Below are 22,771 nucleotides of genomic sequence, written 5' to 3'. Positions count from 1 at the left end.
CCATCGGCGAATGAACGATGGTCTGTGTTTTTTTTACATAACTACTTTTCAGAAAGTAAACGTTGCTACAGCAACTATCCTATGATAATGAAAGTCGTTTTCATTTAGGCGTTTTCACTTTCTTTTTCAAAACAGAAAAGGTACGCTCAATAATGTAAAGTGAATGATAGGAGAGAAAAAGAGATGAAGCATGTAACAAAATTGGGGATTACAATTATAACAGGAGTTTTGGCATTATTATTTGAATTTATTTTACATCAGCCGAATTGGGCGTATGGCATTATTTTAATAACAGGTTCTGTAATGGCGTTAATGATGTTCTGGGAAATGATTCAAACCTTACGTGAAGGAAAATATGGTGTCGATATTTTAGCGATTACCGCTATCGTCGCAACCTTAGCTGTGGGAGAATACTGGGCCAGTTTGATGATTTTAATTATGTTGACTGGTGGTGATTCATTAGAAGACTATGCCGCTGGAAAAGCTAACCAAGAGCTGAAGTCATTATTGGATAACTCGCCACAAAAAGCTCATCGCTTGAATGGCGAAAATTTAGAAGATGTTTCTGTTGAGGAAATCAATGTTGGCGATGAATTAGTAGTAAAACCAGGGGAACTAGTTCCAGTTGATGGCTTGGTAAAAACCGGGACATCAACAGTCGATGAATCTTCATTAACAGGAGAATCAAAACCAATTGAAAAAAATCCTGGGGATGAATTAATGTCGGGTTCCGTGAATGGTGATGGCTCTTTGAAAATGGTTGCTGAAAAAACTGTAGCCGACAGTCAATATCAAACGATTGTGAACTTAGTGAAAGAATCTGCGGCACGTCCAGCTCATTTTGTACGTTTAGCAGACCGCTATGCGGTACCTTTTACACTAGTTGCCTACTTAATTGCAGGTGTTGCTTGGTTTGTTTCAAAAAGTCCGACACGTTTTGCGGAAGTCTTAGTTGTTGCTTCGCCGTGTCCTTTAATTCTATCTGCCCCAATTGCTTTAGTGGCAGGGATGGGTCGTTCAAGTCGTCATGGGGTCGTTATTAAATCGGGAACGATGGTCGAAAAATTAGCTTCTGCAAAAACGATTGCGTTTGATAAAACAGGCACGATTACGCAAGGACAACTTTCTGTTGATCAAGTCCAACCAATCAATGCTGAAATAACTGCTGCTGAATTAGTGGGATTAGCAGCAAGCGTGGAACAAGAATCAAGTCATATTTTAGCTAGATCAATTGTTGCTTATGCCAGAAAGCAAGATGTCCCATTAAAAAATATTACAGATCTAGCGGAAGTTTCTGGTGCTGGCGTGAAGGCATTTGTGGATGGTGCTGAGATACGGGTAGGTAAAAAGAATTTTGTGACACAAGAGTCTCAAGCAACTGAAAAAATTGATAAAACGACTATTCATATTTCACGTAATGGCACATATTTAGGCCGAATTACTTTTACAGACACTGTACGCCCAGAAGCAAAAGAGACTATGGAAAAATTACACCAATTACATCTTCAACGAATTTTAATGCTGACGGGGGATCAAGAATCCGTCGCAGAAACGATTGCTGCAGAAGTAGGAATTACCGAAGTACATGGGGAATGTTTACCACAAGATAAGTTAACTATTCTAAAAGAATTGCCCAAAGAAAACCATCCAGTCATCATGGTAGGAGATGGTGTAAATGATGCACCTTCGCTTGCTGCTGCAGACGTAGGTATTGCTATGGGCGCTCATGGAGCTACTGCGGCTAGTGAAACTGCTGACGTTGTTATTTTAAAAGATGACTTAAGTAAAGTCAGCCAAGCGGTCGAAATTGCCCAAGATACCATGAAAATTGCCAAACAATCTGTATTAATCGGAATTTTTATCTGCGTTTTACTAATGCTAATTGCTAGTACCGGGATCATTCCGGCGCTAATCGGAGCTATGCTACAAGAAGTCGTGGACACTGTGTCAATCTTATCTGCTTTGCGTGCTCGTCGAATTGGCAAGTAAGGTGGAACAATTAATTGCCTGAATGTCCAGCTTAGTGGTAAAATAAAGGTACGTTTTTAATATTAATAAGTTACAGGGGAGAGATTGTGCAATGAAAGGAAACCAAATAGATGGGCAACCAGTTACGGAAGAACAACTATTAAAAGAAGGCTACCGTAAATATACGGGGGAAGGAATTGATATCTTTTATAATAAAGATATTTGTGAACATATTGGTAATTGTGTTCGCGGAAATCCAGAAGTCTTTGAAGTTGGTCGGAAACCATGGATTATTCCAGATAACGGAAGTGTTGAAAATGACATGATTGTAGTTGATTCATGTCCAAGTGGCGCTCTAAAATATATTCGGAAAGCAGGGAACGAATATGCAAATTAAAGAAGAAAACAATCGTTTTGCTCTATATAACGATGAAAACCAAGAAATTGGTGAAATGACTTGGTCAGATGCTGGCGAAAGCATGATGATTATTGATCATACGTTTGTTGATCCAACTTATCGTGGACAAAAATTAGCTGAAAAACTTGTTTTAGCCGGTGTTGAAAAAGCGAGAAAAGAGCATAAAAAAATTATTCCGCTATGTCCATTTGCCAAAAAAGAATTTGATACTAAACCTGAATACGGAGACGTATTGAGAAAATAAAAAATAAGTTAGCAACAGCCGCAAGTAGAAATTTGATTCCTACTTGCGGCTGTTGCTATTAGAGACAAATAAGGAAAGACATTAAATTTCACTGGTGTTTACAGATAAAATATGCTACATTAAAGTAGATGAATTTCGCATATTTGTATAAAAAGGAGAATTAACGCATGTATAATCTAATCTTAACGTTGGTCATCATTTTATCTGTTTTAATCGTCATTACTGTTATGATGCAACCAAGCAAACAAAACAGTGCAGCAAGTGCCTTCACTGGCGGTGCAGATAAATTATTTGGGAAGCAAAAAGCGCGCGGTTTTGAAGCTGTTATGCAACGCTCAACAGCAGTTCTTGGCGCAATTTGGATGATTTTATTATTTGTTTTGGCGTTCTTATCTTCAAAATAAGTACGTAATCTTTTAAAATGACAAGTTTAGAACAGAGAGATGAGTGCGAACACTTATTTTTCTGTTCTTTTTCTTTCTGAAAAAGTCTTTGAAACTTATCATTTCGGAAGGTTTTCTTTTGAGAATATGATAGAATGAAGCTGAGGTGAGCGAAGTGGCAAAAAAAATCAATTTACCGAAGCCGTTATTTTCAGAAAAAGGAAAACGGGCGGTCCTTTTATTACACGCTTATTCTGGCAGCAGTAATGATGTACGGATGTTAAGCAGACGTTTAGAAAAAGAAAATTATACTGTCTATTCGCCTAATTTTTCAGGACATGGCACGCTAGTTCCTGAAGATATTTTAGATCAAACAACGGAACAATGGTGGCAAGATACACAAGAAGCAGTCGCTTTTTTGAGAGAAAGAGGTTACCAAGAAATTGCCATTTTTGGTTTATCAATGGGCGGGATTTTCAGTATGCATGCATTAACGGAACAATTAACAGGATTAATTGGTGGTGGATTTTTCTGTTCACCGATCTACCCTGTCGAAAATAAAGTCCCAGAAAATTTTGTATTATACGCAGAAAACGTGATGAAAATCGCAGAAGTTCCTGCAGAGCAACAACAAAGCCGGTTGCAATCGATTGAGCAACGAGTCAAACAACAATTAGGAGCGATTGAAACAATTGCTAGTCAGACGGCAGACAAACTAAACAAAATCCACGCACCTCTTTTCTTAGCGCAAGCTGGCAAAGATGAAATGATTGAGCCAATGGGCGTCTATCAAACGGCCCAAGCGCTAACACAAGCACGTGTGACCTTACAATGGTACCCAAACAGCGGACATGTCATTACGGTGAGTGGAGAACACAAACAATTAGAGCAAGATGTGGTGCAATTTTTAGCAACACTACCTTGGAATGAGGAGAAATAATGACAAAACAAACAATTAAAGAGCAAATTTTACATTTCATGGAAAGCCAAAAAAAGAAAAGCTTTTCAATGGAAGAAATTGCACAAGGCTTGAATTTAGAAAAAAGTTCAGATTTTAAAATTTTAGTGCAAACCATTGCACAAATGGAACGAGAAAAGTCAGTTAGTTTCAACAAAAAAGGCAAAGTCCTGTTACCAATGAAAGACTTATTAATAGAAGGAACGTTTCGTGCAAATGAACGAGGCTTTGGTTTCGTGACCATCGATCCTGAAGAACCAGATGTTTATATTCCTAAAGAGGCAACGAACTTTGCAATGGATGGGGACACGGTTTTAATCGACGTGATCCAACATGCTGATCCTTTTTCAGATCGCGGCGCAGAAGGTAAAGTCAAAGAAATTAAAGAGCGAGCAGTGAGCCAAGTTGTCGGAGAATTTGTGGCATATAGTGAAGAAGAAATGGCAGAAATGGGACTGTATGGCTACATGATTCCCAAAGATAAGAAATTGAATCAGTATACTGTATCAATTGCACCTGAAGGGATTAAGCCAGTAGATGGTAGCATTGTCATTGCTGAAATTACCTATTATCCAGATCAAGAATATCCAACAAGTATGGAAGGACTAGTCAAACAAGTGATTGGTCATAAAAATGATCCAGGAATGGATATTTTATCAATCGTGGTGGCTCATGGAATTCCCACAGCATTTCCTGACGAAGTTTTAGCTGAAGCGGACCAAGTACCAGAAACTATTGCAGAAAGCGATTTAGTCGGTCGTCGGGATTTACGTGATCAGTTGATTGTGACGATTGATGGAGAAGATGCGAAAGATTTAGATGATGCAGTAACGGTACAAAAGTTAGCAAATGGCAATTTCTTTTTAGGGGTGCATATTGCAGATGTTTCTTATTATGTAACTGAAGGAAGTCAATTGGATATGGAAGCGTATGAACGTGGCACAAGTGTCTATTTGACAGACCGAGTTGTGCCAATGATTCCGCAGCGATTATCAAATGGGATTTGTTCGCTTAACCCACATGTTCCACGTTTAACCATGAGTTGTGAGATGGAAATTACACCAGAAGGAGAAGTTATTTCGCATGAAATTTTCCAAAGTGTAATCCAAACAACGGAGCGAATGACCTATACAGCAGTCAATGAAATTTTAGAAGAGCAAAAACCTGAAACGTTAGAACGCTACAAAGAGCTAGTTCCCATGTTTAAAGAGATGGGCGAGCTGCACCATATATTAGAAGAGATGCGTATGCGCCGTGGTGCGATTTCTTTTGAAGATCGTGAAGCCAAAGTCCTAGTTGATGAAAATGGTCATCCCCAAGATATTCTTTTACGCACGCGTGGCGTGGGTGAACGATTAATTGAATCCTTTATGTTGGCAGCCAATGAAACTGTGGCACGTCATTATCATGACTTAAAACTGCCATTTATTTATCGGATTCATGAACAACCAAAAGAAGAAAAAATGCAACGTTTCTTTGACTTTGCTGCAGTACTTGGCATTCTTGTTAAAGGAACAAAAGAAAACATTTCACCGAAAGATTTACAAAAAGTTTTAGAGCAAGTTGAAAATAAGCCGGAAGAAGTGGTTATCAATACGATGTTGCTAAGAAGTATGCAACAAGCGAAATACTCAGAAGACAACTACGGACACTATGGGTTGGCCGCTGAATATTATACGCATTTCACTTCACCAATACGTCGTTATCCAGATTTAATTGTGCATCGTTTGATTCGCAGCTATAGCCAAGATCAATCTGAAAAAAATCAAGAAAAATGGAACGAAGCATTACCAGAAATTGCCAATCATAGTTCAAGTATGGAACGTCGCGCAGTTGATGCAGAGCGTGAAGTGGACGCCATGAAGAAAGCCGAATTTATGGTAGATAAAGTGGGAGAAACGTATGACGGGATCATCAGCTCTGTCACAAAATTTGGTATCTTTGTGGAACTGCCTAATACAATAGAAGGCTTAATTCACGTGAATAACTTAAAACAAGATTATTTCCACTTTATTGAAAATCATATGGCGTTAGTTGGTGAACGGACGGGAATGACTTTGAAAATTGGTCAGAAAGTTCAAATCCGTGTTGAAAAAGCTGATCCAGAAACAAGAGAAGTTGATTTTGAATTGATTTCAGCTGAGGAAGTTGCGCCAGTCGAAGGACCAAAAGGACGTAAAAAAGGTAAAGCCAATTCTTCAACTCGTTCAAATAATCAACGAAGAAATAAAAAAGATGAATCATTTGATGGTAAGAAAAAGAAAAATAAGAAAAAAGGCAAAGGCAAAAAACAACCTTTTTATAAAGAAGCAATGAAACAAAAAAATAAAAAAGGGAAAAAGAAGAAGTAGAGGAGGTCGCTTATGCCAAAAGGGGAAGGAAAATTAATCGCACAAAACCGCAAAGCTAGACATGATTATTCAATTATCGATACGGTTGAAGCTGGGCTTGTTTTACAAGGAACAGAAATCAAATCTATTCGAAATGGTCGTATCAATTTAAAAGATGGTTTTGCACGAATTCGAAACGGAGAAGCCTTTTTGTATAATGTTCATATTAGTCCATATGAACAGGGCAATATTTTTAATCATGACCCATTACGTACCAGAAAATTATTATTACACAAAAAACAAATTAATAAGTTAATCGGCGAAACCAAAAATACAGGTATCACATTAGTACCTTTGAAGGTCTATATTAAAGACGGCTATGCCAAAGTTTTGATTGGTTTAGCTAAAGGGAAAAAGCAGTACGACAAGCGTGAAGACTTGAAACGTAAGGAAGTTGACCGACAAATCAGCCGAACATTAAAAAATAACCGACGTTAAAAATGTAAATTTATTCTTTTTCGCATATTTGCTTGCCTTTCTTCGGATTAGGTGTAAAATCTGGTAAGTGTTGAGTAAATGAATGTAAATGATTCATTTTTTAATCGCTTCGGAAAGCAGTACCACCCTGCATTAGATTGGTTTATGGAAAAGGTTTTCCAACCAATTTTCAACACATGAAATTTTAAAAGTAAACTATTTGTAAATTATCAACAAGTGGTGGTACGATAGCTTTGCCAGGGATTATCACTCAGGAGTAGGATGAAACTTCTGAAAGATTGTTGGAAAAGAGGTGAATTGATTTGGAAGAGAAGAAATTACTCTTCAATATCGGACCAATTTGGTTTGATGGAACCATTGTTTTGATGGTGCTGTTGACGTGTATCATTGTTTTCGCCTTTGTCTATGCTTGTACGAGAAATATGAAGCTACGACCTAAAGGCAAACAAACGGTCATCGAATGGTTAGTGGATTTTATTCGTGGAATCATTACAGACAATTTACCTCGTAAAGAAGTGAGCAATTTTCATTTAATGGCGTTTACCCTTTTCATGTTTGTGCTTGTTTCAAACATCTTGGGTCTCGTTACAAAAATCGTTGTGGGCGACGATCTCAGCGTTTGGAAAAGTCCAACCGCCGATCCAATCGTAACCTTAACGTTAGCGATGATGATGATTGTCTTAACACACTTCTTTGGTATGAAACGCTTTGGTTTTAAAGGCTATCTAGTTAATAGTTATTTAAGACCCGTTGGTTTCTTACTACCGGTAAAATTAATGGAAGAATTCACGAATCTATTAACATTAGGCTTGCGTTTGTACGGAAACATTTTTGCCGGCGAAGTTCTATTGGGCTTAATTGCTGGAACCGTAGCAAGCGTCGGATTATGGGTTATCCCACTAGCAATTCCGCTAGAAATGATTTGGGTAGCATTCTCAATCTTTATTGGATGTATCCAAGCGTTTATCTTTGTGACACTTTCAATGGTTTATATGTCACACAAAATTGAAACAGAAGAATAATCAAGAAATACGAAGGACAAAAATTATCTTTTAGGAGGATTTTACACAATGGAAGGATTAAATTTTATCGCAGCAGCAATTGCAATTTTCGGTTCAGCTATCGGAGCCGCTATCGGTAACGGACAAGTTATTTCAAAAACAATCGAGTCAATGACTCGTCAACCAGAAATGTCTGGTCAATTAAGAACAACAATGTTTATCGGGGTCGCTTTAATCGAAGCTGTGCCAATTTTAGGTGTCGTTGTTTCTTTATTACTTTTATTCAGATAAGCAATAAAATGGAGGCAGGACGCTGATTATTATCGGGACCGTCACTGCTTTCTTCTATCTTTAGCCTTTTCAATAGCTGGTGATAAAGCAGTTGAAGAAGCTAAATCGATTTTTGCAGGAAAGGAAGTTGAGACTTCATGCTACTTACTACATTGGTAGTCGGTGAAACGGCTCCTAGTACCACACTAGGCACGATGATTGTTGTCAGTGGTGCATTTTTAATCTTGATGCTCTTATTAAAGAAATATGCATGGGGAGCAATCGTAGATATTTTGACACAACGTGAAGAAAAAATTGCCAACGATTTAGACTCTGCAGAACAATCTCGCGTAGCAGCAGCGAAAATGGAAAAAGAACGTCAACAACAATTACTTTCTTCCAGATCAGAAGCAGCTGAAATTATTAAAAACGCGAAAGAAAGTGGAGAACAGACTCGCCAAAAAACATTAAAAGAAACAACTGCGGAAGTTACTCGCCTACGCGAAAAAGCTCGGACAGATATTTCTCAAGAACGTGAAGAAGCATTGTCTTCAGTAAAAAATGAAGTGGCAGATCTTTCTCTTCAAATTGCAGCCAAAATTTTAAATAAAGAATTAACACCAGATGCACATGAAGCATTGATTGATTCTTATATTGAAAGTTTAGGTAAAGCAAATGAAACTAGATAAATATACAGTTGGTAAACGCTACGGCAAGGCTTTGTTTGAGTTGGCAGTTGAAAAGAACCAAGCTGAAGCAATTTATCAAGAATTATTGACGCTTCGCGAAGTCTATCACCAAGTACCTGGTATTGGCGATATTTTAAGTGATGATCGCTTAGAGCCTTATGAAAAAGACAGCATCATGGAAAAACTAGTAACAGGTTTTAGTGAAATGATGCAAAACTTTTTGCGAGTGGTTTACGAATATCGTCGCATGTACGATCTGCTCTTGATGATTGATGAATATGAACGACGTTATGATGAGCACCAAGGACTAATTTTGGGTTCAGTGACAACAGCCATTCCTTTATCAAAAGAACAACATCAAGCAATGGAAGAAAAAGCTGCCCAATTATTAGGGTATGAACAAGCGCATTTAGTCAATTTAATTGACCCGTCAATTGTCGGCGGAGTGGTTATTGAAGCAAACCATCAAGTAATCGATGGCAGCATCCGCAAACAATTAGAACATATGCAGCAGAAGTTATTAAAATAATCTTTAGGACTACAAAGAGGTGAATTGAATGGCTATCAAAGCAGAAGAAATCAGTGCCTTGATTAAAGAACAAATCGAAAACTATCAACAACAGCTTGCTGTTGAAGAAGTTGGAACAGTCACTTACGTCGGTGACGGAATTGCCCGCGCCCACGGTTTAGAAAATGCCATGAGTGGAGAACTTGTTGAGTTTTCAAACGGTTCATACGGAATGGCACAAAACTTAGAAACAAATGATGTAGGGATTATTATCCTTGGCGATTTTGAAACCATTCGTGAAGGAGATAAAGTACAACGCACAGGCAAAATCATGGAAGTACCCGTTGGGGAAGCTTTGATTGGCCGTGTTGTTAATCCATTAGGTCAACCATTAGATGGTTTAGGCGAAATTAAAACAGACAAAACACGTCCTGTGGAAGCAACAGCTCCCGGTGTTATGCAACGTCAATCTGTTGCTGAACCAATGCAAACTGGCTTAAAAGCCATTGATGCCCTCGTACCAATTGGTCGTGGACAACGGGAATTGGTTATTGGAGACCGTAAAACAGGGAAAACATCCATTGCAATTGATACAATTATTAACCAAAAAGGACAAGATGTAATTTGTATTTATGTAGCGATTGGTCAAAAAGAATCTACTGTTCGTAACCAAGTAGAAACACTTCGTAAATTTGGTGCCTTAGATTATACAATCGTTGTGACTGCAGGGGCTTCACAACCAGCACCATTACTTTACATTGCACCATATGCAGGAACTGCAATGGGTGAAGAATTCATGTATAACGGCAAACATGTCTTAATTATTTTTGATGACTTATCAAAACAAGCCGTGGCTTATCGTGAACTTTCTCTACTATTACGCCGTCCACCAGGTCGTGAAGCTTATCCAGGGGATGTCTTCTATTTACACTCACGTTTATTAGAACGTGCAGCTAAATTAAGTGATGAATTAGGTGGCGGTTCAATGACAGCCTTACCATTCGTTGAAACACAAGCAGGCGATATTTCTGCTTATATTCCAACAAACGTTATTTCAATCACTGATGGACAAATTTTCTTAGAAAGCGACCTGTTCTATGCAGGCACTCGTCCAGCCGTTGATGCTGGGTTATCTGTTTCTCGGGTCGGAGGATCAGCGCAAATCAAAGCAATGAAAAAAGTTGCCGGAACGCTTCGTTTAGACTTAGCTAGTTACCGTGAGTTAGAAGCCTTTACACAATTTGGCTCTGATTTAGATGCGGCAACACAAGCTAAATTAAACCGTGGTCGTCGTACGGTAGAAATTTTAAAACAAAAACTACATGCGCCACTGCCTGTAGAAAAACAAGTCTTAATTTTATATGCGTTAACACACGGCTTTTTAGATAGCGTGAGCGTAGATAAAATTTTACACTTTGAACAAGATTTATTCGATTATTTTGATGGCAAACATGCAGACTTATTGGAAACCATTCGTACAACGAAAGACTTACCAGATACTGATGCATTAGATGCAGCGATTACAGAGTTTTCTGAAATGTTTGCAGCGGCAAACAACAGCGGAGATTCAGCCAAAGAAGCTTTAGAAAAAATCGATAACGCATAAGAGAGGTGAGCAACATTGGGTGCTTCATTAAATGAAATCAAACAACGCATTGCATCAACAAAAAAGACAAGCCAAATTACTAAAGCGATGCAAATGGTTTCTGCAGCCAAATTGACAAAGTCAGAAGGCGCCTCTAAAAGCTTTCAAGAATATTCTTCAAAAATTCGTAGTGTCGTTACGCATTTAGTAGCTGCTCAGTTAAGTGAATTACGTGAAACAGAACAATCTTCTCTTAGTGAAGGGAACTATCATGTGATGTTAGCACAACGACCTGTCAAAAAAACAGGCTATATCGTTATCACTTCTGACAAAGGGTTAGTTGGTGGCTACAATAGCTCAATCTTAAAACAAACCATGAGTATGATTCAAGAAGACCATGATTCTAATAAAGAATATGCCTTAATCGCCATTGGTGGTACAGGGGCGGATTTCTTTAAAGCACGCGGAATCGATGTTTCCTATGAGCTAAGAGGCTTAACGGATCAACCAACGTTTGAAGAAGTCCGTAAGATTGTGACAACGGCAACGACTATGTACCAAAACGAAGTGTTTGATGAATTGTATGTTTGTTATAATCACCACGTTAACTCACTAACGAGTCAGTTTCGTGTGGAAAAAATGTTGCCAATTACTGATTTAGATCCATCAGAGGCGACCTCTTACGAACAAGAATATCTTTTAGAGCCTTCACCTGAAGCAATCTTGGATCAATTATTACCACAATATGCAGAAAGCTTAATTTATGGGGCGATCATTGATGCGAAAACAGCAGAACATGCTGCTGGGATGACCGCCATGAAAACAGCCACTGACAATGCGCAAAATATTATTAGCGATTTAACAATTTCTTATAACCGTGCTCGTCAAGGGGCGATTACCCAAGAAATTACAGAAATTGTTGCTGGTGCAGCTGCACTAGAATAATCTAGTCTTACGTTTGAACGTGTATAAAAACGTTCAAAGCGTGTGACTTTATGAAGACTGGAGGAAAGAAATTATGAGTTCAGGAAAGATTGTTCAAGTAATCGGTCCCGTTGTTGACGTGGAATTTTCATTAGATCAATCCTTACCCGATATTAACAACGCTTTAGTCGTTTATAAAAATGGCGAAGCAAAACAAAAAGTAGTACTTGAAGTCGCTTTAGAACTAGGTGATGGAGTGATTCGTTCTATCGCCATGGAATCGACAGATGGTTTACAACGTGGAATGGAAGTTATCGATACAGGAAAATCAATTTCAGTTCCTGTTGGTAAAGATACATTGGGTCGTGTGTTTAACGTTTTAGGAGACACAATTGACTTAGAAGCGCCATTCCCTGCAGATGCTGAACGTAGTGGGATTCATAAAAAAGCGCCAGCATTTGATGAATTAAGTACCAGTAATGAAATTTTAGAAACAGGGATTAAAGTTATTGACTTATTAGCGCCTTATCTAAAAGGTGGTAAAGTCGGACTTTTCGGTGGTGCCGGTGTTGGTAAAACCGTCTTAATTCAAGAATTAATTCATAATATTGCCCAAGAACATGGAGGGATTTCCGTCTTTACTGGTGTTGGTGAACGGACACGTGAAGGGAACGACCTGTACTATGAAATGAAAGATTCAGGCGTTATTGAAAAAACAGCCATGGTTTTTGGTCAAATGAACGAACCACCAGGTGCACGGATGCGTGTGGCCTTAACTGGGTTAACGATTGCTGAATATTTCCGTGATGTGGAAGGACAAGACGTGCTATTATTTATTGATAACATTTTCCGTTTCACCCAAGCCGGTTCAGAAGTTTCTGCCCTTTTAGGTCGGATGCCGTCAGCCGTTGGTTACCAACCAACCTTAGCGACTGAAATGGGACAATTACAAGAACGGATTACTTCAACGAAAAAAGGATCAATTACCTCTATTCAAGCAATCTATGTTCCAGCCGATGACTATACCGATCCAGCGCCAGCAACAGCGTTTGCCCATTTGGATGCAACAACTAACTTGGAACGTAAATTAACCGAACAAGGGATTTATCCAGCGGTAGATCCGTTAGCTTCATCTTCTAGTGCCTTGGCTCCTGAAATTGTTGGAGAAGAACACTACGAAGTGGCTACCGAAGTGCAACATATTTTACAACGTTACCGTGAATTACAAGATATCATCGCTATTTTAGGGATGGACGAATTATCAGATGACGAAAAAGTACTTGTTGGTCGCGCACGCCGTGTTCAATTCTTCTTATCTCAAAACTTTAACGTTGCTGAACAATTTACAGGTCAACCTGGTTCTTATGTACCAGTTGCGGAAACAGTTCGTGGCTTTAAAGAAATTCTTGAAGGTAAACATGATAATCTGCCAGAAGAAGCCTTCCGTAGTGTCGGTAAAATTGAAGATGCCATCGAAAAAGCGAAACAATTAAACTACTAGAAAGGCGGCAAACACAATGGATAGTCTTACTGTGAATGTAGTAACGCCTAATGGTCTAGTTTATGACCACCATGCAAAAATCGTTGTGGCGAAAACAACAGATGGTGAAATTGGTATTTTACCAAAACATGCGCCAATCATCGTTCCGCTAGCGATTGATGAAGTCCGCATCAAACGGACCGATTCAGATACACATGTTGACTGGGTAGCTGTAAATGGTGGTATCATGGAAGTCCGTGATAATGTCGTTTCTATTATTGCCGATAGTGCCGAACGTGAACGAGATATCGATGTACCTCGTGCTGAACGAGCAAAACAACGAGCAGAACGTTTAATTGAAGAAGCCAAAGCAAAAGACGACCGCGATCAACTACGTCGTGCGACTGTTGCTTTGCATCGTGCAATCAACCGGATCAACGTATCGAAACATGGGTAAAAAAGGCTGAAGGATTCAGTCACTTTTGTAGAGTTTAAGGCGCTTGCTATTGAGTCAGTTGCCTTAAACTCTATTTCTTCGTATTTTTTAATAAATAGTGTCAAATTTTGGCATTTCAAGTGGATTAATTATCGGTTTTTATTATTTTGTGATAAAATGTTCCTACGTTAGAAAAAAGGAGGCTCCTTATGCAATACTATGGAGTAGATGCTATTGTTCGAATCGTTAGTCATCTTATGTTCATTTACATAAGTTTTTGGGCGTTGCAATCATTGCGTATTGAGCAATTTTTCAAAACCCAATTTACACCGCAAATTAGAATGTTGATGGTATTTTTCGCCATCGCTATCGGATACACAGTTAGCTCGTTTGCTTTAGAATTGATTGCGCTTTGTCGAAATCTTTTCATTGTGTATTTTCCTTAAAAATTGAAAAATAAAAAAAGGTACAATTTTTAGTTGAATAATGGTATAATAGTAAAGATTTTGAATAGGAATACCTATTCTCATTTTTTTGGGGGGAACAAAATGGAACAAATTATTGTTCATGGTGGTAATACAAAATTAGAAGGAACTGTAAAAATTGAAGGCGCCAAAAACGCTGTTTTACCAATTTTAGCAGCTACTCTTTTAGCTGAAGAAGGCGTTACTACTTTAAAAAATGTACCAATTTTATCTGATGTATTTACAATGAATCAAGTAATTAAGCATTTGAATGTAGCCATTGATTTTGATGAAGACGCGAATGAAGTAACAATAGACGCAACACAACCTTTAGGGATCGAAGCAAACTATGAGTACGTTAGTAAAATGCGTGCTTCTATCGTTGTAATGGGACCTTTATTGGCTCGTAATGGTCATGCCAAAGTGGCAATGCCAGGTGGCTGTGCCATTGGCAAACGACCAATTGACTTACACTTAAAAGGCTTCCAAGCATTAGGTGCAAAAATCATCCAAAAAAATGGTTACATTGAAGCAATTGCGGATGAACTAATCGGTAACACTATTTACTTAGACTTCCCAAGTGTCGGCGCTACGCAAAATATTATGATGGCTGCTGTTCGTGCGAAAGGAACAACCATCATTGAAAACGTTGCTCGTGAACCTGAAATCGTTGACTTAGCAAATATTTTAAACAAAATGGGTGCCAATGTTATCGGTGCTGGGACAGAAACGATGCGTATCGAAGGCGTCGATAAATTACATGCCGTAGAGCATTCAATCGTTCAAGATCGAATTGAAGCAGGTACGTTCATGGTAGCTGCAGCAATGACTGAGGGCAATGTTTTAATTGAAGAAGCAATTTCTGAACATAATCGTCCGCTAATTTCTAAATTAACTGAAATGGGTGCAATCATTGAAGAAGAAGAAAACGGCATCCGTGTAATTGGACCAAAACATCTAAAACCAACAGATGTTAAGACAATGCCGCATCCTGGTTTCCCAACAGACATGCAAGCGCAAATGACAGCGATCCAAATGTTTGCTGAAGGAACAAGCATCGTGACAGAAACAGTCTTTGAAAATCGTTACCAACACTTAGAGGAAATGCGTCGAATGAACGCTGACTTAAAAATTGATGGCAACATCGCCGTTATTAATGGTGGCAACGAGTTACAAGGAGCAGCAGTGGAAGCCACTGATTTACGGGCAGCTGCCGCATTGATTTTAGTAGGGTTACGTGCAAATGGCATTACACGTGTCTCTAATTTGAAATATTTAGATCGTGGCTATTATGAGTTCCATAAAAAACTTCAAAAATTAGGCGCGAACGTTGAACGCGTCAATGATGAAAAAATTGAAGAAAAACAAGCAACGACAGTAATCTAAAGGAGTCAAACGTATGAGTTCATTTCGTTATATTTTAGTAACATTATTGAAAATTCTAGTGGTCATTTCGTTAGTCATTATCTTATTTGTTGTGGGAACAATGATTGGTTATGGTTTGATTGGAAATGGGAATCCGATGGATGTCTTTGATGAAAAAATTTGGACTCATATTATGAACTTCTTTAAATAAAAACTTATTTTAAGGCGGTGAACAAAAGTCAATTGACGATTGTTCATCGCCTTTTCTTTTTCCTGAATATCTATTTTATTCTATGCTATAATAATAGAAGTAAGATAATGAAGGAGTGGGATGGAAGATGCAAGCAACCGTAACAGAAATAGGCAAACATGCAATCGATGATTCAGAAAAAATGATTATTCTTTTTGGTGAAACTGCTACCGATACCTTGAAGCAACATGCAGTTATTCAATCATTCCCAGAAAAAGACCAAGTTACCTTGGCAGAAGGAGATCATCTGAAAATTGGCGATACAAACTATACAATTACAAAAGTGGGTTCTTTTGCCAATAGTAACTTGCAAAGTATCGCTCACAGCACTTTAATCTTTGCTGATGCACCAACCGATGAGGATGATGTTATCCGAAATGGTGTTTATTTAACGCCCCATCAGTTACCAAAGATAACGATTGGAACAACAATTGATTACTTAGTAAATGGAGCGTGAATCAATGGATAAAAAACAAACGACTGATAAACGCCTGTCTTGGTTTTGGCGTTGGTTTTTAAATAATCAAGTAGTAACAGCCTTACTGATTGTCTTATTGGTGCTGTTAATTATTCTAACTTTTACGAAAGTTTCTTATTTATTTAAGCCCGTCTGGCAGTTTTTTGGCGTTGTCGGCTTACCAGTAATTATGGCGGGGATTTTATATTATTTATTAAATCCGATTGTCGATTATTTAGAGAAAAAACAAATCTCACGTGTCTGGAGTATTATCGGCCTATTTATTTTAATTGTGGCACTACTCATTTGGGGTGGTATTGTAATCGTTCCTAAAATTCGTGAGCAATCTGTCAGCTTTGTAAATCATTTTCCTCAATATATTGATACAATTGATCAAAAATCGCAGGAAATATTAAGTGATCCACTTTTCGCGCAATTTAGAGAACAACTTGAAGCGGCAGGCGATAAAGTTGTCAGTTCGTTAGGTACCATCATTAAAAACGTCTCAACGTTCACAGTACAAGGAATTGGTAATTTCTTTGGGGCGGTGGCTACGATCTTTGTCGCCATCATTACGATGCCCTTTATTCTATTTTATTTACTGAAAGATGGCAAAAACTTAGCGCCATATTTAATGAAGTTTTTACCAGTGAAGATGCGTAAACCAACCTTAAAAGTTCTTGCAGAAGTCAATGATCAAGTCTCTTCTTATATTAGAGGACAATTAACTGTCGCTTTCGCAGTGGCAATTATGTTTATGATTGGTTTTTCTGTCATTGGCTTAGATTATGCAGTCACTTTAGGTATTGCAGCAGGCTTTTTAAATTTAATCCCTTATTTAGGGTCATTTTTAGCCATGATTCCAGCAGTCTTTTTAGGAATTGTCAGTGGGCCAGCTTTGTTAATTAAAGTCTTGATTGTTTTTGCCATTGAGCAAACGGTCGAAGGTCGGTTTATTTCACCACTTGTCCTAGGCAGTCAGTTATCCATTCATCCAGTCACCATTTTGGTTGTTTTATTAACGTCTGGTAAACTATTTGGGATTGTCGGGGTGATTTTAGGAATTCCTGTTTATGCCGCAGCTAAGGTGATAATTACACACATTTTTGAGTGGTACCAAATTGTTTCCGGTTTGTATGATGAAGATAAGCCAGATCAACAAGAATCTACGTAACAAAAGAGACAAGCAGTGAACGAACTGCTTGTCTCTTTTTGCTGTAAATCACTCGGAAAATTTAGAATGTTTTACCGTATTCAGTTGCTTTGGTCATGGCAGTATTTAAAAGTTCTTCCGCGCGATCAGGGAAATGATCGATTCCTTCGATGAATAATCCGTCAACTTGATCAACGCCAATAAAGTTTAGAATCGCTTTAATGTATTGAGAAGCAAAATCTTTTCCTTCGTAGAAGCCGCCATTTGATTGGATGTGTAAGGCTTTTTTACCACTTGTTAGAGGTTTTGGTCCTTCTGCAGTATATTGGAATGTTTTTCCAGCAACGTTGATTGTATCTACCCAAGCTTTTAAGCGTGTCGGTACGTTTAAGTTCCACATTGGATTAGCAATTACTACTTTGTCTGCAGATAAAAATTGATCAGTTAATTCATTAAAACGAGCCACTTTTTGTTGTTGGTTTTCGCTTAATGTTTCAAATGCTGCGCCAGCGCGAAGTGCACCCCAAGCAGATAATAATTCTTCATCGATTTCCGGCATGTTTGTTTCTGGTGCATAAACATCTAAAATTTCGATTTCGTCTGATGGATTTGTTTCACGGTATGAAGCTAAAAATGTTTCTAACGCACGAACTGAGCGTGATTCTTCTTTTGTTAATGGATGTGCTTTAACAACTAATAATTTTGACATTGTGTAATCTCCTTAAAATAAATAGTTTAAAAATTCAACATCTCTATTTTACTAATAAAAAGTAAGAGAAAGCAAGTCTTTTTTTTACTTTTAGTAAACTTTTTTTTAAAATGGATCAACAGAGTAAAAAATAAATAAAAATATTTTTTTGGAAAGGCTTGCATATTAAAAAAAAGCATGCTATTATTACTTTGTAAATAAGGATTGTTACTGCTTTGCAGGCAAAACCAGAGTCTTCCATTAACACAATCAGTGGAGGGATTCTGGGCTTTTTTTATAAAAAAGTGAGGTTGCATTCATCATGAGGATTGAAAAAGTTTTAAATAATAATGTCGTGCTTTCAAGAAATGAGCAAGGCGAAGAAATTGTTTATATGGGACGCGGCTTAGCCTTTCAAAAGAAGATTGGAGACACGATCAATCCAGATTATGTTGAAAAGGAATTCGTGTTAAAGGACTCCGCTATGGCAGGACAATTCCAGCAGCTGTTTGAAGACGTCCCCACCAAAGAAGTAGAAGTCGTCAAACAAATCGTTGATTTAGCAGAAACAACGCTAGCGATTGAGCTTTCATCAAATATTTATTTAACTTTAACGGATCATATTCACTATGCGTTACTTCGAGCCAAAGAAGGAATTGATATTCCGAATCCTCTTGTATTCGAAACACGCAAATTTTATCCTAAAGAATTTGAAATCGCAAAGCAAGCATTAGCGATTATTGCTGAAAAGCTAGGGGTTCAATTTTCAGAAAATGAAGCGGGCTTCATTGCTTTTCATATTGTGAATGCTGAACAAGGAAATGGCAATATGGAAGTTACCATGGAAGCAACCAAGATGGTTCGTGATATTTTAACGATTATTAGTCGCTACTTTGGACAGGTGTTTGATGAAGATTCATTGAACTATCAACGAATTGTTACACATCTTCAATATTTTGCGCAACGTTATTTAAAACAAGAAGCGCATGATGAGGAGGACGAATTTCTTTTTGCTTTGGTCCAAGGAAAGTATCCTAAGGCGTTTCAAGCGGTCCAACGTATTAATGAGTATTTATTAAAAAGCTATGATCGACCAATTGATCAAGCGGAAATGATTTATTTAACCATTCATATCCAAAGAGTGGTCAATGATAAAAAAGCATAACAACCAATAATCGCGGATTGTTACTGATAATGCAGGCAAAACCTAGATTGAAAAAACCGATAACAATTTTCGCAGACTGCGCAGCTGTGAAGAGAAGGATCTGGCTCTTTTTCAATGTAGGTTTTTTTGATATTAAAAATTAATGGAAATGAGGATCTAGAGATGAGTAAAAATCAAGAAATTGCAGCACGTGTGTTAAAAGCTGTTGGGGGCGAAGGCAACGTTAATAGTGTTGTTCACTGTGCTACACGCTTACGTTTTAAATTAAAAGATGAGAATAAAGCAGATACAGCTGCATTGAATGCTGACCCAGATGTTATTCAGGTAGTTCAAAGTGCAGGACAATATCAAGTGGTTATTGGCAGTCACGTTAGTGATGTCTATAAGGATTTGATGGCCAACAGTGGACTAGGTAATGATTCTGATAATAGAGAAAAAGAAAGTGGCGGAAATATCTTTAACCGTTTAATTGATATTATTTCTTCTATTTTTACACCGTTTTTAGGTGCAATGGCCGGCGCTGGGGTTTTAAAAGGCTTCTTAACATTGGCTGTAACTATGGGCTGGTTAGCTGACACTTCAGGCGTATATCTTGTTCTCTTTTCGATTGCAGATGGTTTATTTACTTTCTTACCAATTATGTTAGCGTTTACGGCTGCTAAAAAATTCAATACTAATCCCTTTTTAGCGGTTGCTTTGGCGATGGCCTTAGTTCATCCCAGCATTACTGCTTTAGCAGGCAAAACAATTAGCTTTGCTGGTCTTCCAGTGATTATTGGGCCAAGTGGCTATACTTCTTCGGTTTTACCAATTATTTTGGCTGTTTTTGCACAAAGTTATGTGGAACGTTTCTTCAAAAAAGTAATTCCGAGTTTTCTACAAATTATCTGCGTTCCGTTAGCTGTTTTCCTTATTATGGCACCTGTTACCTTCTTAGCTATTGGTCCTATCGGGACGGTCATCGGCGATTGGTTGGGACAAGGATACAACGCAATTTACGCTTTTAGTCCAATTATCGCAGGGTTATTAATGGGTTCGTTGTGGCAAGTCTTGGTAATGTTTGGTATGCATTGGGGCTTTGTACCAATTATGATGTTAAACTTAACACAAGGTGGCGATACGATGGTACCAATGTTATTACCAGCCGTTATTGCACAAGGTGGGGCTGCTTTAGCTGTCTTTTTCCTAACAAAAAATGTGAAACTAAAAGGTTTGGCTTTGTCTTCAAGTATTACGACTATTTTTGGAATTACTGAACCAACTGTATATGGCGTGACTTTACCATTGAAAAAACCATTTATTGCAGCTTGTATTGGTGGCGGTATCGGTGGTGCATTTGTGGCTATGAATCACGTGAAAAACTTTACGTTTGGCTTGGTTAGTATGTTGAGCTTACCTGGCTTTATTCCTGCAGAGACAAAAGATACTGCACCGATGATTACTGGTGCAATTGGTGCCGGAATTGCCTTTATCATTGCGTTTGTCTTAACGTTTGTCTTACGTTTTGAAGATCAACCTAATCCAGAAACAGCAACTGAAAAAACAGAAACTGATAAGATGGTGGCACCTGTAAAAACGAATCAAGAAGACAAAATTATTTTAGCAAGTCCACTTCAAGGTGAAATTTTACCGCTAGAAAAAGTACAAGACCCTGTTTTTGCTTCAGGTGCTTTAGGAAAAGGTGTTGCAATTGAGCCGACTGAAGGCAAACTGTATGCACCCGCAGATGGTGAAATCACCACATTATTTCCGACAGGACATGCTGTTGGCTTGACGACAACAGAGGGCGTTGAATTATTAATGCATATTGGCATGGATACGGTCGAATTAGATGGTAAAGGCTTTGAATTATCAGTGAAACAAGGTGATTCTGTTAAAAAAGGAGATTTGCTGGTTACTTTTGATATTGCTGCCATTAAAGAAGCTGGTTATCCAGTAGTTACACCGATTGTGGTAACGAATACGAATGATTATTTAGATGTTTTGGATATGAACCAAACAGACGTGTTACATGGTGAAGACTTTTTAGCCATTATTAAATAAAAGACAATTGGAGGAGGAACAAGTATGACAACAACGACAAAATTTCCAAAAGGATTTTTATGGGGCGGTGCGACCGCAGCCAATCAATTAGAAGGGGCTTACTTAGCCGATGGTAAAGGGTTATCTGTGGCAGATGCGATGCCTGGAGGAAAACAACGTTTCGCTATTTTAGGAGATGAAGCGTTTGATTGGACGATTGACGAAACGAAATATCGCTACCCTAATCATACAGGAATTGATCACTATGATCGCTTTAAAGAGGACATTGCGTTGTTTGCTAAAATGGGCTTTAAATGTTATCGCTTTTCAATTGCGTGGTCGCGTATTTTTCCACAAGGAGATGAAACACAACCGAATGAAGCCGGCTTGAAATTTTATGATGCGGTTATCGATGAATGTTTAAGCTATAACATTGAACCAGTAATTACGATTTCTCATTATGAAATGCCACTGCATTTAGCGAAAGAATACGGCGGGTGGAAAAATCGTCAATTAGTTGACTTTTATGAACGTTTTGCGGAAACTGTTTTAACACGTTACCACCAAAAAGTTAACTATTGGATGACATTCAATGAAATTAATTCAGCTTTTCATTTTCCAGCACTTAGTCAAGGATTGGTAAAAAGCAATGGAGCCAATGATTATCAAAACATTTTCCAAGCCTGGCATAATCAATTTGTTGCAAGTAGTAAAGCTGTAAAAATTGGCCATGAATTAAATCCAGAATTAAAAATTGGATGTATGATTATTTATGCAACAACGTATGGCATTGATTCGAATCCAGTCAATCAAGTTGCTACAATGATTGAAAACCAAGAGTTTAATTATTATTGTACAGATGTTCAAGTTCGTGGTGAATATCCAGCATACGCAGAACGCATATATCAAAAATATGCTGTGAAAGACTTAGTCATTGAAGAAGGCGATTTAGAATTATTAAAAGAATACCCAGTGGATTACATTGGCTTTAGTTATTATATGTCGACTGCTGTCGATGTTACTGGTACTACCAACGATACAGCAAATGGGAATCTTTTAGGCGGCGTTAAAAATCCCTTCTTAGAAGCAAGTGAATGGGGTTGGCAAATTGATCCCGAAGGCTTACGAATTGCCCTAAATGAATTATATAATCGTTATCAAAAACCTTTATTTATTGTGGAAAACGGCTTAGGTGCAATTGATAAAGTAGACGAAAATTTCTATGTGGCAGACGACTATCGGATTGATTATTTACGTCGTCATATTGAAGCAATGGCAGAAGCAGTTGCAGATGGCGTCGATTTAATGGGCTATACGCCGTGGGGCTGTATTGATTTAGTCAGTGCTTCCACAGGTGAAATGAGTAAACGGTATGGGTTTATTTACGTTGATTTAGACGATGAAGGAAATGGTACTAAAAACCGTTATGAAAAAAAATCGTTTAATTGGTACAAACAAGTTATCGAAACTAATGGACAAAACTTAGACTAGTTATTGTAATTAAACAAAACAAGA

The 22,771-nt window shown here is 38.0% G+C and carries 24 protein-coding genes; 23 read left to right on the top strand and 1 reads right to left on the bottom strand.

Going from position 1 to position 22,771, the window contains the following annotated elements:
* Nucleotides 1-159 precede the first annotated feature (159 nt).
* The 20 genes from IGM09_RS09890 (at nucleotide 160) to IGM09_RS09795 (ending at nucleotide 17,402) form a co-directional block, all read left to right on the top strand.
* Complete coding sequence (locus IGM09_RS09890) at nucleotides 160-1,989, top strand: heavy metal translocating P-type ATPase (RefSeq protein WP_002367160.1); 1,830 nt, start codon at nucleotides 160-162, stop codon at nucleotides 1,987-1,989.
* A gap of 91 nt (nucleotides 1,990-2,080) precedes the next feature.
* Nucleotides 2,081-2,365: a (4Fe-4S)-binding protein gene (locus IGM09_RS09885; RefSeq protein ID WP_002356543.1), complete on the top strand. Its 285-nt coding sequence runs from the start codon at nucleotides 2,081-2,083 to the stop codon at nucleotides 2,363-2,365.
* A complete protein-coding gene (locus tag IGM09_RS09880) occupies nucleotides 2,355-2,630 on the top strand; it encodes a GNAT family N-acetyltransferase (protein ID WP_002356545.1) in 276 nt (91 codons plus the stop codon). The genes IGM09_RS09885 and IGM09_RS09880 overlap by 11 nt, the downstream gene beginning before the upstream one ends.
* A 167-nt stretch (nucleotides 2,631-2,797) precedes the next feature.
* Entirely contained in the window at nucleotides 2,798-3,034 is a 237-nt protein-coding gene (gene secG / locus IGM09_RS09875) for a preprotein translocase subunit SecG (RefSeq protein WP_002356546.1), read from the top strand.
* A gap of 145 nt (nucleotides 3,035-3,179) precedes the next feature.
* Complete coding sequence (locus IGM09_RS09870) at nucleotides 3,180-3,953, top strand: alpha/beta hydrolase (protein ID WP_016616776.1); 774 nt, start codon at nucleotides 3,180-3,182, stop codon at nucleotides 3,951-3,953.
* Nucleotides 3,953-6,322: a ribonuclease R gene (gene rnr / locus IGM09_RS09865; protein ID WP_002356549.1), complete on the top strand. Its 2,370-nt coding sequence runs from the start codon at nucleotides 3,953-3,955 to the stop codon at nucleotides 6,320-6,322. Before IGM09_RS09870 ends, rnr begins: the two co-directional genes overlap by 1 nt.
* Before the next feature lie 12 nt (nucleotides 6,323-6,334).
* Entirely contained in the window at nucleotides 6,335-6,799 is a 465-nt protein-coding gene (gene smpB / locus IGM09_RS09860) for an SsrA-binding protein SmpB (RefSeq protein ID WP_002356550.1), read from the top strand.
* Nucleotides 6,800-7,101: 302 nt separating this feature from the next.
* On the top strand, nucleotides 7,102-7,821 hold the full coding sequence (gene atpB, locus IGM09_RS09855; RefSeq protein WP_002356551.1) for a F0F1 ATP synthase subunit A: 720 nt from the start codon (nucleotides 7,102-7,104) through the stop codon (nucleotides 7,819-7,821).
* Between the two features lie 48 nt (nucleotides 7,822-7,869).
* A complete protein-coding gene (gene atpE, locus IGM09_RS09850; RefSeq protein WP_002356552.1) occupies nucleotides 7,870-8,091 on the top strand; it encodes an ATP synthase F0 subunit C in 222 nt (73 codons plus the stop codon).
* Nucleotides 8,092-8,228: 137 nt separating this feature from the next.
* Entirely contained in the window at nucleotides 8,229-8,759 is a 531-nt protein-coding gene (gene atpF, locus IGM09_RS09845) for a F0F1 ATP synthase subunit B (RefSeq protein WP_002365031.1), read from the top strand.
* Nucleotides 8,746-9,288 carry an ATP synthase F1 subunit delta gene (atpH, locus tag IGM09_RS09840; protein ID WP_002356554.1) on the top strand — a complete coding sequence of 181 codons (543 nt, stop codon included), beginning with the start codon at nucleotides 8,746-8,748 and terminating at the stop codon, nucleotides 9,286-9,288. Before atpF ends, atpH begins: the two co-directional genes overlap by 14 nt.
* 28 nt (nucleotides 9,289-9,316) lie before the next feature.
* A complete protein-coding gene (gene atpA / locus IGM09_RS09835) occupies nucleotides 9,317-10,873 on the top strand; it encodes a F0F1 ATP synthase subunit alpha (protein ID WP_002356555.1) in 1,557 nt (518 codons plus the stop codon).
* Nucleotides 10,874-10,888: 15 nt separating this feature from the next.
* Nucleotides 10,889-11,797, top strand: coding sequence for a F0F1 ATP synthase subunit gamma (locus IGM09_RS09830; protein WP_002359606.1), 909 nt, complete (start codon nucleotides 10,889-10,891; stop codon nucleotides 11,795-11,797).
* Nucleotides 11,798-11,870: 73 nt separating this feature from the next.
* A complete protein-coding gene (atpD, locus tag IGM09_RS09825) occupies nucleotides 11,871-13,277 on the top strand; it encodes a F0F1 ATP synthase subunit beta (protein WP_002356558.1) in 1,407 nt (468 codons plus the stop codon).
* Between the two features lie 16 nt (nucleotides 13,278-13,293).
* Entirely contained in the window at nucleotides 13,294-13,713 is a 420-nt protein-coding gene (locus IGM09_RS09820; RefSeq protein ID WP_002356559.1) for a F0F1 ATP synthase subunit epsilon, read from the top strand.
* A 188-nt stretch (nucleotides 13,714-13,901) separates the two neighbouring features.
* Nucleotides 13,902-14,138 carry a DUF1146 family protein gene (locus tag IGM09_RS09815; RefSeq protein ID WP_002356560.1) on the top strand — a complete coding sequence of 79 codons (237 nt, stop codon included), beginning with the start codon at nucleotides 13,902-13,904 and terminating at the stop codon, nucleotides 14,136-14,138.
* Between the two features lie 102 nt (nucleotides 14,139-14,240).
* Nucleotides 14,241-15,542, top strand: a complete 1,302-nt coding sequence (murA, locus tag IGM09_RS09810; protein WP_002356562.1) for a UDP-N-acetylglucosamine 1-carboxyvinyltransferase — start codon at nucleotides 14,241-14,243, stop codon at nucleotides 15,540-15,542.
* A gap of 13 nt (nucleotides 15,543-15,555) precedes the next feature.
* On the top strand, nucleotides 15,556-15,732 hold the full coding sequence (locus tag IGM09_RS09805; RefSeq protein WP_002356564.1) for a DNA-directed RNA polymerase subunit beta: 177 nt from the start codon (nucleotides 15,556-15,558) through the stop codon (nucleotides 15,730-15,732).
* A gap of 127 nt (nucleotides 15,733-15,859) precedes the next feature.
* Entirely contained in the window at nucleotides 15,860-16,228 is a 369-nt protein-coding gene (locus tag IGM09_RS09800) for a PTS glucitol/sorbitol transporter subunit IIA (protein ID WP_002356567.1), read from the top strand.
* Between the two features lie 4 nt (nucleotides 16,229-16,232).
* Complete coding sequence (locus IGM09_RS09795; protein WP_002381494.1) at nucleotides 16,233-17,402, top strand: AI-2E family transporter; 1,170 nt, start codon at nucleotides 16,233-16,235, stop codon at nucleotides 17,400-17,402.
* A 61-nt stretch (nucleotides 17,403-17,463) separates the two neighbouring features.
* Here the strand turns inward: IGM09_RS09795 and IGM09_RS09790 are convergent, their stop codons facing one another.
* Nucleotides 17,464-18,090 carry an FMN-dependent NADH-azoreductase gene (locus IGM09_RS09790; RefSeq protein ID WP_002367152.1) on the bottom strand — a complete coding sequence of 209 codons (627 nt, stop codon included), beginning with the start codon at nucleotides 18,088-18,090 and terminating at the stop codon, nucleotides 17,464-17,466.
* A 301-nt stretch (nucleotides 18,091-18,391) separates the two neighbouring features.
* Here IGM09_RS09790 and licT point away from each other — a divergent pair, with 301 nt between their 5' ends.
* The 3 genes from licT (at nucleotide 18,392) to IGM09_RS09775 (ending at nucleotide 22,747) form a co-directional block, all read left to right on the top strand.
* On the top strand, nucleotides 18,392-19,234 hold the full coding sequence (gene licT, locus IGM09_RS09785) for a BglG family transcription antiterminator LicT (RefSeq protein WP_002359608.1): 843 nt from the start codon (nucleotides 18,392-18,394) through the stop codon (nucleotides 19,232-19,234).
* A 162-nt stretch (nucleotides 19,235-19,396) separates the two neighbouring features.
* Nucleotides 19,397-21,277, top strand: a complete 1,881-nt coding sequence (locus IGM09_RS09780; protein WP_002359609.1) for a beta-glucoside-specific PTS transporter subunit IIABC — start codon at nucleotides 19,397-19,399, stop codon at nucleotides 21,275-21,277.
* Nucleotides 21,278-21,301: 24 nt separating this feature from the next.
* Nucleotides 21,302-22,747 carry a glycoside hydrolase family 1 protein gene (locus IGM09_RS09775; RefSeq protein WP_002382651.1) on the top strand — a complete coding sequence of 482 codons (1,446 nt, stop codon included), beginning with the start codon at nucleotides 21,302-21,304 and terminating at the stop codon, nucleotides 22,745-22,747.
* The last annotated feature ends 24 nt before the right edge of the window (nucleotides 22,748-22,771 follow it).

Source organism: Enterococcus sp. DIV0167 (genome assembly GCF_050541555.1).
Classification (GTDB): Bacteria; Bacillota; Bacilli; order Lactobacillales; family Enterococcaceae; genus Enterococcus; species Enterococcus faecalis.
The sequence above is the reverse complement of the archived record's forward strand: the minus strand, read 5'-3'. Positions and strand labels throughout refer to the sequence as shown.

Bases quoted from the DNA above. Each gene is read 5' to 3' on its own strand.
- IGM09_RS09885 (WP_002356543.1), top strand. From the start codon at position 2,081: ATGAAAGGAAACCAAATAGATGGGCAACCAGTTACGGAAGAACAACTA.
- IGM09_RS09880 (WP_002356545.1), top strand. From the start codon at position 2,355: ATGCAAATTAAAGAAGAAAACAATCGTTTTGCTCTATATAACGATGAA.
- secG (WP_002356546.1), top strand. From the start codon at position 2,798: ATGTATAATCTAATCTTAACGTTGGTCATCATTTTATCTGTTTTAATC.
- rnr (WP_002356549.1), top strand. From the start codon at position 3,953: ATGACAAAACAAACAATTAAAGAGCAAATTTTACATTTCATGGAAAGC.
- smpB (WP_002356550.1), top strand. From the start codon at position 6,335: ATGCCAAAAGGGGAAGGAAAATTAATCGCACAAAACCGCAAAGCTAGA.
- atpE (WP_002356552.1), top strand. From the start codon at position 7,870: ATGGAAGGATTAAATTTTATCGCAGCAGCAATTGCAATTTTCGGTTCA.
- atpF (WP_002365031.1), top strand. From the start codon at position 8,229: ATGCTACTTACTACATTGGTAGTCGGTGAAACGGCTCCTAGTACCACA.
- atpH (WP_002356554.1), top strand. From the start codon at position 8,746: ATGAAACTAGATAAATATACAGTTGGTAAACGCTACGGCAAGGCTTTG.
- atpA (WP_002356555.1), top strand. From the start codon at position 9,317: ATGGCTATCAAAGCAGAAGAAATCAGTGCCTTGATTAAAGAACAAATC.
- atpD (WP_002356558.1), top strand. From the start codon at position 11,871: ATGAGTTCAGGAAAGATTGTTCAAGTAATCGGTCCCGTTGTTGACGTG.
- IGM09_RS09820 (WP_002356559.1), top strand. From the start codon at position 13,294: ATGGATAGTCTTACTGTGAATGTAGTAACGCCTAATGGTCTAGTTTAT.
- IGM09_RS09815 (WP_002356560.1), top strand. From the start codon at position 13,902: ATGCAATACTATGGAGTAGATGCTATTGTTCGAATCGTTAGTCATCTT.
- murA (WP_002356562.1), top strand. From the start codon at position 14,241: ATGGAACAAATTATTGTTCATGGTGGTAATACAAAATTAGAAGGAACT.
- IGM09_RS09805 (WP_002356564.1), top strand. From the start codon at position 15,556: ATGAGTTCATTTCGTTATATTTTAGTAACATTATTGAAAATTCTAGTG.
- IGM09_RS09800 (WP_002356567.1), top strand. From the start codon at position 15,860: ATGCAAGCAACCGTAACAGAAATAGGCAAACATGCAATCGATGATTCA.
- IGM09_RS09795 (WP_002381494.1), top strand. From the start codon at position 16,233: ATGGATAAAAAACAAACGACTGATAAACGCCTGTCTTGGTTTTGGCGT.
- IGM09_RS09790 (WP_002367152.1), bottom strand. From the start codon at position 18,090: ATGTCAAAATTATTAGTTGTTAAAGCACATCCATTAACAAAAGAAGAA.
- licT (WP_002359608.1), top strand. From the start codon at position 18,392: ATGAGGATTGAAAAAGTTTTAAATAATAATGTCGTGCTTTCAAGAAAT.
- IGM09_RS09780 (WP_002359609.1), top strand. From the start codon at position 19,397: ATGAGTAAAAATCAAGAAATTGCAGCACGTGTGTTAAAAGCTGTTGGG.
- IGM09_RS09775 (WP_002382651.1), top strand. From the start codon at position 21,302: ATGACAACAACGACAAAATTTCCAAAAGGATTTTTATGGGGCGGTGCG.